The 13,023-nt window shown below is 52.6% G+C and carries 23 protein-coding genes; all 23 read left to right on the forward strand.

The annotated features are described in order from the left end of the window. Positions 1-14: 14 nt before the first annotated feature. The 23 genes from fusA to rplO all read left to right on the forward strand — a co-directional run bounded on the left by fusA (position 15) and on the right by rplO (position 12,922). The gene (fusA, locus tag HEQ72_RS09045) at positions 15-2,093 is read left to right on the forward strand and encodes an elongation factor G (RefSeq protein ID WP_168019994.1); all 2,079 of its coding nucleotides are present in this window, start codon (positions 15-17) and stop codon (positions 2,091-2,093) included. 35 nt (positions 2,094-2,128) lie between these two features. Then, positions 2,129-3,319, forward strand: a complete 1,191-nt coding sequence (tuf, locus tag HEQ72_RS09050; protein WP_168019992.1) for an elongation factor Tu — start codon at positions 2,129-2,131, stop codon at positions 3,317-3,319. Between the two features lie 141 nt (positions 3,320-3,460). Continuing rightward, on the forward strand, positions 3,461-3,769 hold the full coding sequence (gene rpsJ / locus HEQ72_RS09055; protein ID WP_066132242.1) for a 30S ribosomal protein S10: 309 nt from the start codon (positions 3,461-3,463) through the stop codon (positions 3,767-3,769). 29 nt (positions 3,770-3,798) lie between these two features. Continuing rightward, positions 3,799-4,524, forward strand: a complete 726-nt coding sequence (rplC, locus tag HEQ72_RS09060) for a 50S ribosomal protein L3 (RefSeq protein WP_168023164.1) — start codon at positions 3,799-3,801, stop codon at positions 4,522-4,524. A 6-nt stretch (positions 4,525-4,530) separates the two neighbouring features. After that, the gene (rplD, locus tag HEQ72_RS09065) at positions 4,531-5,148 is read left to right on the forward strand and encodes a 50S ribosomal protein L4 (protein WP_168023165.1); all 618 of its coding nucleotides are present in this window, start codon (positions 4,531-4,533) and stop codon (positions 5,146-5,148) included. Beyond that, positions 5,145-5,459, forward strand: a complete 315-nt coding sequence (locus tag HEQ72_RS09070; protein WP_168023166.1) for a 50S ribosomal protein L23 — start codon at positions 5,145-5,147, stop codon at positions 5,457-5,459. The genes rplD and HEQ72_RS09070 overlap by 4 nt, the downstream gene beginning before the upstream one ends. A gap of 5 nt (positions 5,460-5,464) precedes the next feature. Beyond that, positions 5,465-6,304 carry a 50S ribosomal protein L2 gene (rplB, locus tag HEQ72_RS09075; RefSeq protein ID WP_168023167.1) on the forward strand — a complete coding sequence of 280 codons (840 nt, stop codon included), beginning with the start codon at positions 5,465-5,467 and terminating at the stop codon, positions 6,302-6,304. Positions 6,305-6,316: 12 nt separating this feature from the next. Then, positions 6,317-6,595, forward strand: a complete 279-nt coding sequence (rpsS, locus tag HEQ72_RS09080) for a 30S ribosomal protein S19 (protein WP_066132228.1) — start codon at positions 6,317-6,319, stop codon at positions 6,593-6,595. Between the two features lies 1 nt (position 6,596). After that, entirely contained in the window at positions 6,597-6,977 is a 381-nt protein-coding gene (gene rplV, locus HEQ72_RS09085; RefSeq protein ID WP_168019982.1) for a 50S ribosomal protein L22, read from the forward strand. Further along, on the forward strand, positions 6,977-7,654 hold the full coding sequence (gene rpsC, locus HEQ72_RS09090; protein ID WP_168019979.1) for a 30S ribosomal protein S3: 678 nt from the start codon (positions 6,977-6,979) through the stop codon (positions 7,652-7,654). The genes rplV and rpsC overlap by 1 nt, the downstream gene beginning before the upstream one ends. 36 nt (positions 7,655-7,690) lie before the next feature. Beyond that, positions 7,691-8,110: a 50S ribosomal protein L16 gene (gene rplP, locus HEQ72_RS09095; protein WP_168019977.1), complete on the forward strand. Its 420-nt coding sequence runs from the start codon at positions 7,691-7,693 to the stop codon at positions 8,108-8,110. A 2-nt stretch (positions 8,111-8,112) separates the two neighbouring features. Continuing rightward, the gene (gene rpmC / locus HEQ72_RS09100) at positions 8,113-8,310 is read left to right on the forward strand and encodes a 50S ribosomal protein L29 (RefSeq protein WP_168019975.1); all 198 of its coding nucleotides are present in this window, start codon (positions 8,113-8,115) and stop codon (positions 8,308-8,310) included. Positions 8,311-8,350: 40 nt separating this feature from the next. Next, positions 8,351-8,590, forward strand: coding sequence for a 30S ribosomal protein S17 (rpsQ, locus tag HEQ72_RS09105; RefSeq protein WP_168019973.1), 240 nt, complete (start codon positions 8,351-8,353; stop codon positions 8,588-8,590). A gap of 43 nt (positions 8,591-8,633) precedes the next feature. After that, complete coding sequence (rplN, locus tag HEQ72_RS09110) at positions 8,634-9,002, forward strand: 50S ribosomal protein L14 (protein WP_168019971.1); 369 nt, start codon at positions 8,634-8,636, stop codon at positions 9,000-9,002. Between the two features lie 2 nt (positions 9,003-9,004). Further along, positions 9,005-9,319 carry a 50S ribosomal protein L24 gene (gene rplX / locus HEQ72_RS09115; RefSeq protein WP_168019969.1) on the forward strand — a complete coding sequence of 105 codons (315 nt, stop codon included), beginning with the start codon at positions 9,005-9,007 and terminating at the stop codon, positions 9,317-9,319. Between the two features lie 11 nt (positions 9,320-9,330). Then, entirely contained in the window at positions 9,331-9,876 is a 546-nt protein-coding gene (gene rplE / locus HEQ72_RS09120) for a 50S ribosomal protein L5 (protein ID WP_168019967.1), read from the forward strand. A gap of 18 nt (positions 9,877-9,894) precedes the next feature. Then, positions 9,895-10,200: a 30S ribosomal protein S14 gene (gene rpsN / locus HEQ72_RS09125; protein WP_168023168.1), complete on the forward strand. Its 306-nt coding sequence runs from the start codon at positions 9,895-9,897 to the stop codon at positions 10,198-10,200. Positions 10,201-10,212: 12 nt separating this feature from the next. Further along, the gene (gene rpsH / locus HEQ72_RS09130; protein WP_168019963.1) at positions 10,213-10,611 is read left to right on the forward strand and encodes a 30S ribosomal protein S8; all 399 of its coding nucleotides are present in this window, start codon (positions 10,213-10,215) and stop codon (positions 10,609-10,611) included. A gap of 13 nt (positions 10,612-10,624) precedes the next feature. After that, positions 10,625-11,161: a 50S ribosomal protein L6 gene (gene rplF, locus HEQ72_RS09135; protein WP_168019961.1), complete on the forward strand. Its 537-nt coding sequence runs from the start codon at positions 10,625-10,627 to the stop codon at positions 11,159-11,161. Positions 11,162-11,173: 12 nt separating this feature from the next. Next, positions 11,174-11,536 (forward strand): 50S ribosomal protein L18, encoded by a 363-nt coding sequence (gene rplR / locus HEQ72_RS09140; RefSeq protein ID WP_168019960.1) that lies wholly within the window; start codon positions 11,174-11,176, stop codon positions 11,534-11,536. A gap of 12 nt (positions 11,537-11,548) precedes the next feature. Further along, positions 11,549-12,163 (forward strand): 30S ribosomal protein S5, encoded by a 615-nt coding sequence (rpsE, locus tag HEQ72_RS09145; protein WP_066132189.1) that lies wholly within the window; start codon positions 11,549-11,551, stop codon positions 12,161-12,163. Between the two features lie 9 nt (positions 12,164-12,172). Continuing rightward, positions 12,173-12,364 carry a 50S ribosomal protein L30 gene (gene rpmD, locus HEQ72_RS09150; RefSeq protein WP_415877249.1) on the forward strand — a complete coding sequence of 64 codons (192 nt, stop codon included), beginning with the start codon at positions 12,173-12,175 and terminating at the stop codon, positions 12,362-12,364. 72 nt (positions 12,365-12,436) lie between these two features. Beyond that, positions 12,437-12,922, forward strand: coding sequence for a 50S ribosomal protein L15 (gene rplO / locus HEQ72_RS09155; RefSeq protein ID WP_168023169.1), 486 nt, complete (start codon positions 12,437-12,439; stop codon positions 12,920-12,922). The last annotated feature ends 101 nt before the right edge of the window (positions 12,923-13,023 follow it).

The following is a 13,023-nucleotide window of genomic DNA, read 5'->3' on the forward strand; positions in this document are numbered from 1 at the left end:
TGCAAGGTCTCATTATGAAGCGCGAAACTCCGCTTGAGAGATATCGTAATATTGGCATCATGGCGCACATTGATGCCGGTAAAACGACGACAACTGAACGTATCCTGTATTACACAGGAAAGTCGCACAAGATTGGCGAAGTCCATGAGGGTGCTGCGACCATGGACTGGATGGAGCAAGAGCAGGAGCGTGGTATTACGATTACCTCTGCTGCTACCACCTGCTTCTGGAAAGACCATCGTATCAATATTATTGATACGCCAGGCCACGTTGATTTCACGATTGAAGTTGAGCGTTCGCTGCGCGTTCTGGACGGCGCGGTGACCGTTTTTGACTCTGTGGCCGGTGTCGAGCCGCAGTCAGAAACTGTCTGGCGTCAGGCTGACAAGTACGGCGTTCCGCGCATGTGCTTTGTCAATAAAATGGACCGTATGGGCGCGAACTTCTATCGTTGTGTCGACATGATTGTTGACCGGCTGGGGGCTGTGCCTTTGGTTGTCAATCTTCCGATTGGTGCGGAGTCAGATTTCGCTGGCATTGTTGATCTCGTCAAGATGCAGGCTGTTGTCTGGAAAGGTGACGACCTTGGTGCGGCGTATGAATACGTTGATATACCGGGTGAACTCAAGGACAAGGCTGCGGAATACCGTGAAAAGCTGCTGGAGACAGCAGTTGAGGTTGATGATGCTGTGATGGAGGCGTATCTGGAGGGCAAAGAGCCTGATGAAGCTACGCTGAAAGCCTGTATTCGCAAAGGGACGATCGATCGTCGCTTTGTCCCTGTTCTGTGCGGCTCTGCTTTCAAGAACAAAGGTGTCCAGACTATGCTGGATGCTGTCATTGATTTCCTTCCTGCCCCTGTTGATGTACCGGCTATCAAGGGAGTTCTGGTTGATGGGGAAACGGAGGTTACGCGTCAGTCCTCTGATGCTGAGCCCTTCTCTGCTCTTGCATTCAAGATTATGAATGATCCGTTTGTTGGTTCGCTGACATTTGTTCGCATTTACTCCGGTATCCTTGAGTCTGGGTCGTATGTTATGAATACGGTCAAGGAAAAGCGTGAGCGTATCGGTCGCATGCTTTTGATGCATGCAAATAACCGTGAAGAAATAAAAGTCGCCTCTGCCGGGGATATCGTCGCTGTTGTTGGGTTGAAAGATACAACGACCGGCGATACGCTTTGCGACCCAGTTAAGCCGGTAATTCTGGAGCGCATGGAGTTCCCCGAGCCGGTTATCGAGGTTGCTGTTGAGCCCAAGACCAAGGCGGATATGGAGAAAATGGGGATGGCTTTGGCGCGCTTGGCTGCCGAAGACCCTTCTTTCCGTGTATCCAGTGACCAAGAATCAGGTCAGACCGTGATCAAGGGGATGGGCGAACTTCATCTCGAGATTATAGTCGATCGTATGCGTCGCGAGTTCAAGGTTGATGCAAACGTGGGTGCGCCACAGGTTGCGTATCGCGAAACAATCTCAAAGGCGTACGTTTGCGACTATACACACAAAAAACAATCTGGTGGGACAGGGCAATTTGCCAAGATCCAGTTGAGGTTTGAGCCGTTGGAGCCTGGTTCAGGGTTTGTTTTTGAAAGCGCCATTGTTGGTGGTGCTGTTCCAAGAGAATATATCCCTGGTGTGGAAAAAGGCCTGCGTTCCGCTATGGATACGGGGACAATTGTCGGTTTCCCTGTTACGGACTTCAAGGTTACGTTGACTGACGGCGGGTTCCATGACGTTGACTCCAGTGTGCTTGCCTTCGAGATTGCGGCTCGTGCTGCTTTCCGTGAAGCTATGCCAAATGCGGGGCCTCGTTTGCTTGAGCCCGTGATGAAGGTTGAGGTTGTCACCCCTGACGAGTATCTTGGCGATATAATTGGGGATCTCAACTCTCGTCGTGGTCAGATTAGTGGTATGGATCAGCGTGGCAATGCCCGTGTTATTGATGCATCTGTTCCCTTGGCGAATATGTTTGGGTATGTAAATACTCTGCGCGGGATGTCCCAAGGGCGTGCCCAGTACAGCATGGTGTTTGATAAGTACGCTGAAGTGCCCAATAACGTTTCTGAAGAAATCAAGGCCAAATTGGCTGGTTGATGAAAACGTGGCCTTACGGCCTGATGGAGTAGACAATGAGCAAGGCAAAATTTGAGCGGACGAAGCCGCACTGCAACGTTGGCACGATTGGCCACGTTGACCATGGGAAGACGTCATTGACGGCGGCGATCACGAAGGTTCTGGCCGAGACAGGTGGTGCTACGTTTTCTGCGTATGACCAGATTGACAAGGCTCCCGAAGAACGCGCCCGCGGTATTACGATCTCGACGGCCCACGTTGAGTATGAAACGACAAACCGCCATTACGCACACGTTGACTGCCCGGGTCACGCTGACTATGTGAAGAACATGATCACCGGTGCCGCGCAGATGGATGGTGCCATTCTGGTTGTTTCTGCCGCGGATGGCCCGATGCCGCAGACCCGCGAACACATTCTGCTGGCTCGCCAGGTTGGTGTTCCGGCCCTGGTTGTGTTCCTGAACAAGGTTGACCAGGTTGACGATCCAGAGCTTCTGGAGCTGGTTGAGCTGGAAATCCGCGAGCTTCTGTCCTCGTATGACTTCCCCGGGGATGATATTCCTATCATCAAGGGTTCCGCGTTGGCCGTTCTGGAAGACAGTGACCCGAAGATCGGCAAGGAAGCAATTCTGGAGCTGATGCGTGCTGTTGATGAATACATCCCGCAGCCGGATCGTCCGAAAGATCTGCCGTTCCTGATGCCGATCGAAGACGTGTTCACGATTTCGGGTCGTGGTACTGTTGCAACCGGTCGTGTGGAGCGCGGTATCCTGAAGGTCAACGACGAAGTCGAGATCATTGGCCTGAAAGATACCACCAAGACCACCTGTACCGGTGTGGAAATGTTCCGCAAGCTTCTGGATCAGGGTGAGGCCGGTGACAACATCGGTGCGCTGCTGCGTGGCGTAAAGCGTGACGACGTGGTGCGTGGCCAGGTTCTGGCCAAGCCAGGTTCGATTACGCCGCATACCGATTTTGAATCGGAATGCTATATCCTGTCCAAGGATGAAGGCGGCCGTCATACGCCGTTCTTCTCCAATTACCGTCCGCAGTTCTACTTCCGTACTACCGACGTGACCGGAACAATCGAGCTGCCGGAAGGTACCGAGATGGTCATGCCCGGAGACAATATCCGTATCAGCGTTCGCCTGATTGCCCCCATTGCCATGGATGAAGGTCTCCGCTTCGCCATCCGTGAAGGCGGCAGAACCGTCGGCGCCGGCGTCGTCTCCAAAATTAACAAGTAACAATCCAAAATCGAAGTCGTTCCACAACTTCGCTGTTTGACAAAAAAAAGGTGGGCGCCCGGATAAAGATGCGGTATAAGCCGTTCTTTCCCGGGCGCCGGGTTGTCACACCACTGAAGAAAGAGTTCGGGTCAGGCCACTATGGAAAGCCAGAATATCCGTATCCGCCTCAAGGCGTTTGATCACCGTGTGCTGGATCAAAGTGCTTATGAGATAGTTAATACCGCCAAGCGTACTGGCGCCCAGGTGCGGGGGCCCATTCCCTTGCCGACCCGGATTGAAAAATTTACTGTGAATCGTTCTCCTCATATTGACAAAAAGTCGAGAGAGCAGTTCGAGATCCGTACCTATAAGCGTGTGTTGGATATTCTCAATCCAACTCCGCAGACCGTCGACGCGCTCATGAAGCTTGATCTAGCCGCCGGTGTGGATGTCCAGATTAAGTTGTGAGCGTGATAAACAATGCAAGGAACGAAATAATGCGCTCCGGTCTTATCGCCCAGAAAGTCGGTATGACCCGGCTGTTTACCGCGGAAGGTGAGCATGTTCCGGTTACGGTGCTGAAGGTTGATGGCTGTCATGTCGTCGCTGTTCGCACGCAGGATCGGGATGGTTACACAGCGGTCCAGCTTGGTGTTGGTACTGCCAAGGTTAAAAATGTGTCCAAGGCTATGCGTGGTCATTTTGCTGCTGCAAAAGTGGAGCCGCGTAAGAAGGTTGCGGAGTTTCGAGTCAGTCCCGAGTGTCTTCTTGATTCAGGGGTTGAGTTGTCTGCTGATCATTTTGTTGTTGGTCAGCTGGTTGATGTTGTTGGCACCTCTATCGGCAAGGGCTTTGCCGGTGGAATGAAGCGTCATAATTTCCGTGGTCTTGAGGCGACGCATGGCGTCTCTGTGTCCCATAGGTCCCACGGGTCAACCGGTAATCGTCAGGATCCTGGTCGTGTGTTCAAGGGCAAGAAGATGGCGGGCCATCTCGGCGCTGAGCGCGTGACATTGCAGAACTTGAAAATTGTCTCTACGGATTCCGAGCGGGGCCTTCTTCTGGTGAGGGGCGCTGTTCCTGGTTCCGAGGGGAGTTGGGTCCTGGTTCGTGATGCGGTCAAGAAAGGAATACCTGAAGGGGCTCCCTTGCCGGCCGGTATCAAGGTTTCTTCTGGTGTCTCTTCTTCCGAGGATTCCGCCGGAAGTGAGAGCAAGGAATAGGCTGTCATGAAGCTGGACGTTATTAGCCTTGAGAATAAGGCAGTGGGAACTATAGAGTTGCCGGATGATATTTTCGGCCTTGATGTTCGTTCCGATATTTTGCAGCGCGTTGTGCGTTGGCAGCTTGCACGGCGTCAGTCTGGTACGCATCAGACCAAGACTATTTCCATGGTATCTGGGACAACTCGCAAGCCTTTCAAGCAGAAGGGGACCGGTCGTGCCCGTCAAGGGTCGGTGCGTGCTACCCAGTTTAGGGGTGGTGGTGTTGCCTTCGGTCCTGTTGTGCGATCTCATGCGCATGACCTGAACAAGAAGTTCAGGAAGCTTGGTTTGAAGACTGCTTTGTCCGCAAAAGCTCGTGAGGGTAAACTGGTTGTTGCTGACTTTGCGGGTGTAACTGGAAAGACCAAGGACTTGGCTCTTCAGGTCAAGGCTTTGGGCTGGTCGTCTGTGCTGGTTGTTGATGGTGCTGAGGTCGATGCTCTGTTTGCTCGCGCAGCTTCAAATATTCCAGGGCTGTCATTTTTGCCAACCCAGGGTGCCAATGTTTACGACATCTTGCGTCGGGATACACTTGTCCTGACTCGCGCGGCTGTTGAAAAGCTGGGGGAGCGCCTGAAATGAAGTGCCGTGCAGTCAAAGTTTCGAAAGAGCGCATGTACGACATCATAAAAAGTCCGGTTATTACCGAAAAGGCTACTATGGCGTCCGAGTACGGTCAGGTTACCTTCCGTGTGCCTTTGGATGCCTCAAAGCCTGAAATCAAGGCTTCTGTTGAGGGTGTTTTTGGTGTGAAGGTTCGGGCGGTTAATGTCTCGATCACGAAGGGCAAGCTCAAGCGTTTCCGTGGTACAATCGGGCGGCGTTCCGATGTGAAGAAGGCCATGGTCAGGCTTGTTGAAGGTCAGTCGATCGATGTGATGACGGGAGTCTGAGGTCTATGGCACTGAAAACATTCAACCCAGTTACGCCAAGTACGCGCCAGCTTGTTCTGGTGGATCGTTCCGGATTGTGGAAGGGGAAGCCTGTCAAGTCCCTGACAGAGGGTCTGACAAAGTCCGGCGGTCGTAATAATACAGGGCGTATTACTTCGTGGCAGCGCGGTGGCGGTCACAAGCGTCGTTACCGGATTGTCGATTTCAAGCGTAATGAAAAGCTCGGTATGAGCGCTACTGTTGAGCGTTTGGAGTATGATCCAAATCGTACGGCTTTTATTGCTCTCGTTACGTATGAAGACGGGAAACAGGCATATATCCTTGCTCCACAGCGTTTGAAAGCGGGTGATGTTGTTGTCGCTGCTGAGAAAGCAGACATCAAGCCCGGTAATGCTATGCCTCTGAAGAATATGCCTGTTGGCACAATTGTGCATAACGTGGAGATGAGGCAGGGCAAGGGTGGGCAGATAGCGCGCTCCGCTGGGTCCTATGTCCAGTTGGTTGGCAAAGATGCTGGGTATGCTCAGCTGCGTCTCTCGTCTGGTGAAGTGCGCTTGGTGCGTGGCGAGTGCATGGCTACCGTTGGTGCCGTGTCCAACCCTGATCATCAGAACATAAATTTGGGGAAAGCTGGCAGAAGTCGTTGGCTTGGTCGGCGTCCGCATGTGCGTGGCGTTGCAATGAACCCTGTTGATCACCCGCATGGTGGTGGTGAAGGCCGTACTTCCGGTGGTCGCCATCCGGTTACCCCGTGGGGCAAGCCTACGAAGGGTAAGAAAACCCGCAGCAACAAGGCTACTGATAGACTGATCATGCGGTCACGTCATCAGGCCAAGAAGAAGTAACGGAGAACGGACGTGGCTCGCTCTGTTTTGAAGGGACCGTTCGTCGACGGTTATATGCTGAAGAAAGCCGATGCTGTGCGCAGCTCCGGCCGGAATGAGGTGGTGAAGACTTGGTCTCGGCGCTCGACCATTCTGCCGCAGTTTGTCGGTATTACGTTTGGTGTCCACAATGGGCACAAGTTTGTCCCTGTTCTGGTGACTGAAAATATGGTTGGTCACAAGTTCGGTGAATTTGCGCCAACCCGTACTTATTACGGGCATGCTGCGGACAAGAAGGCGAAGAGGAAATAACATGGGTAAGCCTAATGCCCCGCGTGCGTTGGCAGATAATGAGGCCCGTGCCTTTGCTGCCACTATACGGACTAGTCCGCAGAAGCTGAATGTCGTTGCATCGTCTATTCGTGGGTTGAGTGCTGAGAAGGCATTGACTTCCCTGATGTTTAATGCGCGCCGTGTTTCCGGCGAGGTTCGTAGGGTTTTGCAGTCTGCAATTGCCAATGCGGAGAACAACCACCAGCTTGATGTCGACCGTCTGGTTGTGGCTGAAGCTTTTGTTGGTAAGGCGATGGTGATGAAGCGTTGGCGTGCCCGTGCTCGTGGACGTACTGGAAAGATCCTGAAGCCGTTCTCGAACCTTACAATCGTGGTGCGTGAACGCGAGGAGTCTGAATAATGGGTCAGAAAGTAAATCCGATCGGCTTGCGTCTTGGTATTAACAGGACTTGGGATAGCCGCTGGTTTGCGGAGGGTGACTATGCAGATCTTTTGCATGCTGATTTGCGCATTCGCAAGTACCTGAAGAAGCGTCTGCATCAGGCAGGCATTTCCCGTATTGTTATTGAGCGTCCTGCAAAAAAGGCGCGTATTACAATACACACAGCTCGTCCCGGTGTTGTTATCGGGAAGAAGGGGTCTGATATCGAGGTGCTCCGTAGCGATCTGTCGAAGATGACGGGAAGCGAAGTTCATCTGAATATTGTAGAGATTCGCAAGCCAGAGACAGATGCGCAGTTGATTGCGGAAAGTATTACCAGTCAGCTGGAACGGCGCGTAGCGTTTCGCCGTGCGATGAAGCGTGCGATCCAGTCCGCGATGCGTCTTGGTGTCGAGGGAATTCGTATCAACAGCTCTGGGCGTTTGGGTGGGGCTGAAATTGCTCGTACCGAATGGTATAGGGAAGGACGAGTTCCTCTTCATACCCTGAGAGCAGATCTGGACTACGGCCAAGCTACAGCATTTACTACCTACGGGGCTTGTGGTGTGAAGGTTTGGGTCTATAAGGGTGAGATTCTTGAGCACGATCCTATGGCTCAAGAGCGGCGTGCCCAGGAGCAGACGACAGCTCGTTGAGCTGTCGTCTCTGCTGTGAACTGAAGGATATATACAATGCTTTCGCCGAAACGTACAAAGTTCCGCAAGGCGCATAAAGGCAGAATCCATGGAAATGCCAAGGGTGGGTTTAGCCTGAACTTCGGACAGTTTGGTCTGAAGGCTCTCGAGCCGGAGCGTATTACGGCACGCCAGATTGAGGCTGCACGTCGTGCTGTGACCCGTGCTATGAAGCGCCAAGGTCGTGTCTGGATCAGAATTTTTCCTGACCTCCCTGTTTCTAGGAAGCCTGCCGAGGTCCGTATGGGATCAGGAAAAGGTGCCCCTGAATACTGGGTGGCTCGCGTTCATCCTGGGCGCGTTATGTTTGAGATTGATGGCGTATCGGAAGATGTGGCTCGGCTCGCTCTTGAACTGGCTGATGCAAAGCTTCCGATCAAGACGAAGTTTGTTACCCGTTTGGGTGGAGAGGCGTGATCATGAGCATTGCAAAAGAATTGCGTGACCAGTCGCCCAAGCAATTGGTTGATCATCTGGTTGGCTTGAAGAAAGAACAGTTTAATCTGCGTTTCCAGAAGGCTACTGGACAGCTTCAGAATACCTCCCGTCAGCGGCAGGTTAAAAAAGATATAGCCCGGGTTAAAACAGTGCTTCACCAACGTAAGGCTGCTGTGTAATATCGCCGGCTTGTCGCTATAAGGAGCGAAAAGTAAGACTATGCCCAAGCGTATCCTACAGGGCGTGGTGGTGAGTGATGCTATGGATAAGACCATTGTGGTTAAAGTCGAGCGTCGCTTCATGCACACGCTGTATAAAAAGTTCATCAAGCGGTCCAAAAAATATGCCGCTCATGATGAAGCCAATCACGCAAAGGTTGGTGACGTCGTTCGTATCCGCGAATGTCGTCCTGTTTCCAAGCGTAAATGCTGGGAGCTGGTTGCGGACTCTGCCGATTAAGGTCATGGGTTCCGGTTTGATTTGACTTTTAAGGATTTAAATCATGATTCAGATGCAGACCAGCCTGGATGTCGCTGATAACAGCGGCGCACGTCGGGTGCGGTGCATCAAGGTTTTGGGCGGTTCCAAGCGTAAGGCTGCCGGCGTCGGCGATGTGATCCGGGTCTCCGTAACAGGAGCAATACCCCGCGGTCGTGTCAAGAAAGGCTCTGTGGAGCTTGCCGTTGTGGTGCGCGTTGCGGCCCCCGTTCGCCGTGCGGACGGAACCATGATTCGCTTTGATCGCAATGCTGCTGTGCTTATCAATAAGCAGGGTGAGCCGGTAGGAACTCGTATTTTTGGTCCAGTTGTTCGTGAGCTGCGTGCCAAGAAGTACATGAAAATCATATCGCTTGCCCCGGAGGTGCTGTAATTATGCAGAAGATCCGCAAGGGTGACACTGTCATCGTTCTTGCTGGCAAAGATGCGGGCAAGAAGGGCGAGGTGGTTTGTGCTATTCCTTCCGAGGGTCGTGTTGTGGTCAAGGGCGTTAACGTAGTGAAACGTCACTTGCGTCCAACGCAGACGAGTCAAGGGGGTATTCTTGAGAAAGAAGCCTCTATTCACGTTTCCAACGTGGCTCATGTTGATCCCAAGGACGGAAAGGCGACGCGAGTTGGTTTTCGTGTCCTCGATGATGGCTCGAAGGTTCGCTTTTCAAAGCGATCCGGCGAAGTCATAGCGAATTGAGGAGAATGTCTATGGCTGCGCGTCTTCGTGAGCAGTATGACACGGTTATTCGTAAGGCTCTTCAGGATAGGTTTGGTTATGCCAACCCCATGGAGATTCCTAAGCTGACCAAGGTGGTCGTTAATATGGGGGTTGGCGAAGCCTCGCAGGACCGGAAAAAAATTGAAGGTGCAATTTCCGATCTCACCGCCATTTCGGGTCAGAAGCCCGTTCCTACGCGTTCGAAAAAGTCGATTGCAGGCTTTAAGCTTCGCGAAGGTATGGTGATCGGCTGCAAAGTTACTTTGCGTTCTGATCGAATGTATGAGTTTCTTGATCGCCTTATTACGATTGCCCTTCCTCGTGTCCGTGACTTCCGTGGTTTGAACGGGAAAGCCTTTGATGGTCGTGGGAATTATAATATGGGTCTGAAAGAGCAGATTATTTTCCCTGAGATCAGCTATGATCAGGTCGACAAGGTGCGTGGTATGGATATCACCATCTGCACGACCGCCAAAACTGATGACGAGGCCCGGGTTCTGCTTGAGCAGTTCCAGGTTCCGTTCGTCAAGGCGTAAGGGCGGGGAGTAGGTTTTATGGCGAAAGTTAGCTCTGTTGAGAAAAACAAAAGACGTGCGCGTATGCTAAAGCAGTATGCTGATCGTCGTGCTGCGTTGAAAGTGCTGATCTCAGGCAAGGATACCTCTCCTGAGGAGCGTATGGCTGCTGTTCTGAAGCTCAGTTCTTTGCCCCGCAACTCGTCTTCGACACGTTACCGTAATCGTTGTGAGGTTACGGGGCGCCCGCGTGGTGTTTACCGTAAATTCCGAATGGGTCGTGTTATTTTGCGCGATCTTGCGTCCCAGGGTCAAATCCCTGGCATGGTCAAGTCAAGCTGGTAAGGAGGGCAGACCATGTCAATGACTGATCCCGTGGGTGATATGATCACCCGTATCCGTAACGGTCAACGTGCAGGAAAATCGAGCGTTGTTTCTCCGGCTTCCGGTCTGCGTGCCGGGGTTCTGGAGGTTCTTGTGCGCGAGGGCTATATTCGCGGCTATGAACGCTACGTTGTTCGTCCTGGTGTTGAGGAGCTACGTGTTGAGCTCAAGTATCACGAGGGAAAGCCTGTCATTCAGGAAATAAGCCGTGTTTCGACGCCTGGTCGGCGCCGTTACTCCAAGATCAAGGATCTTCCCAAGGTCTATAACGGTCTCGGTATCTCTATTCTCTCAACCCCGCGTGGGTTGATGAGCGACCATGAGGCTCGCCTTGCCAATGTTGGCGGTGAAGTCCTGTGTCGCGTATTCTGAGGAGGGTACTTGGATGTCTCGCGTAGGAAAGTATCCGGTCGAAGTTCCTCAGGGTGTTTCTGTGACCATTGCCAATGGCGTTGTATCGGCCAAAGGAAAGCTTGGTGAGTTGAGTTTCTCTATTTCGCCAGACTTGGTGGATGCAAAGCTGCAGGACGGTAAGATTGTTGTGTCTCCTGTCGGTGATTCCAAGAATTCCCGTATGATGTGGGGAACAACCCGCGCCCGTGTTGCTAACTTGGTGAAGGGTGTTTCAGAGGGCTTCCGGAAAAATCTGGAAGTGGTCGGTGTTGGTTACAAGGTTGCTGTGCAGGGTAAAAATCTTCAGCTTGCTCTTGGTTTTTCGCATGATGTGATCTTCCCGATTCCGGATAATGTCGTAATTAAGGCCCCGCAGCCAACTCAGATCGAGATCAGTGGTATGGACAAACAAGTTGTTGGCCAAGTTGCCGCTGAGATTCGCGCGTACCGTCCGCCAGAGCCCTATAAGGGTAAGGGCGTCAAGTATGTTGACGAGCAGATTCTGCGTAAGGAAGGCAAGAAGAAGTAAAGGCGAACGGAAATGGCGAAAAATTTGTCTCTTTTCGAGCGCCGCCGCGATCGCGTGCGGTATCAGCTCAGGAAGAAGGCCGCCGGGCGTTTGCGCCTTTCGGTTTTCCGCTCATCGAAGCATATCTATGCTCAGGTTATTGATGATTCCAAGGGATGTACCCTTGTTGCTGCCTCGACCTTGGATAGAGGATTGCGTGAGCATTTGAAAACTGGTGCCGATAAAGCAGCCGCTGCTGCTGTTGGCAAACTGGTGGCCGAGCGGGCTCTTGAAGCCGGCGTTAAGGATGTCGTGTTCGATCGTGGGGGCTATGTGTTCCACGGCCGGGTGAAAGCTCTGGCGGATGCGGCGCGTGAAGGCGGACTTTCGTTCTAAAGGATAGTCGAGATGGCACGTACCCCCACTGCTGAACGCTCCTCACAGGAGCGTCGTGATCGTCGTGATCGCGATCGTGCTCCGGAGCGTGAGCGCGAAGATGAGTTCACCGACAAACTTGTATCTATTAATCGTGTTGCCAAAGTGGTCAAAGGTGGCCGTCGCTTTGGATTCGCTGCTGTCGTTGTTGTTGGTGACAGTAAAGGCCGTGTCGGGTTTGGCACGGGAAAGGCCCGTGAAGTTCCCGAGGCCATTCGCAAGGCCAGTGAAAGGGCGAAGCGCGGCTTGGTTCGCGTTCCCTTGCGTGAAGGGCGCACTTTGCACCATGATATTTCCGGTCATTTTGGTGCGGGTCATGTTGTTTTGAGATCTGCTCCTGCGGGTACCGGCATTATTGCTGGCGGTCCGATGCGTGCAGTGTTCGAGACCATGGGCGTCCAGGATATTGTTGCCAAGTGTGTTGGTTCTACCAACCCTTACAACATGATCAGGGCTACGTTTGCTGCGTTGGCAAATCTTGAGAGCCCGCGAATGGTTGCTGCGAAGCGCAATAAGAAAGTTGGCGAAATTGTCAGTCGTCGTGAAATGACGGGTGCTGCTGAGGCAGACGCCGCCTCTGCTGAGTAAGGAGACGGAATGATGGCCCAGAAAAAGACGCTGACAGTTATGCAGACAGGAAGCCCGATCGGCCGCAGGGCTGACCAGAGAGCAACTCTGGTTGGGCTTGGTCTGAACAAGATCAATCGCACGCGGGTATTGGAAGATACACCGTCGGTACGTGGGATGATTGCCAAGGTGGCTCATCTCGTGAAGGTCGTAGAGGCGTAAGCCGACTTGGAACAAGCGAAGGTCGTTTGGTCTTCGCTTGTTTCCGGGGTTAGTAAGACAGGATCCTTCAATATGAAGTTAAATCAATTACGCGATAACGAAGGTGCAACCAAGAAGCGGATGCGCATTGGTCGTGGTATAGGTTCTGGTAAGGGGAAAACCGGCGGTCGTGGCGTCAAGGGGCAGAAATCCCGTACAGGCGTTTCAATCAATGGCTTCGAGGGTGGGCAAATGCCTATCTATCGTCGTCTTCCCAAGCGTGGTTTCACCAATATCTTCCGTAAGGACTATGTTGCTGTGAATCTTGGACGTCTCCAGACAGCGATTGACGCAGGCAAGCTGGATATATCTGCTGTTATTACAGCCGAGAATCTGGTCTCTGCGGGTGTTGTGCGTCGTGTTCGCGATGGTATTCGTCTTCTGGGACATGGTGATTTCAGTGCGAAGGTAACCATCGAAGTTACAGGTGCTTCCCGCTCTGCTGTTGACGCAGTAGAGAAACTGGGTGGCAAGGTTGTGATGTTGGCTGCCCCTGTTATCGAAGGCGAGACGACCTGATCGCACGATCAAGATAGGACGTTGACCTTGTGATAGGTTATCGTCTGCTCTTGCGGGGAGCGTCGGCAGATGGTGCCTTTAGTAGCACCAATGTCAGGCGG

The organism is Haematospirillum sp. 15-248 (assembly GCF_012102665.1).
GTDB lineage: Bacteria > Pseudomonadota > Alphaproteobacteria > Rhodospirillales > Rhodospirillaceae > Haematospirillum.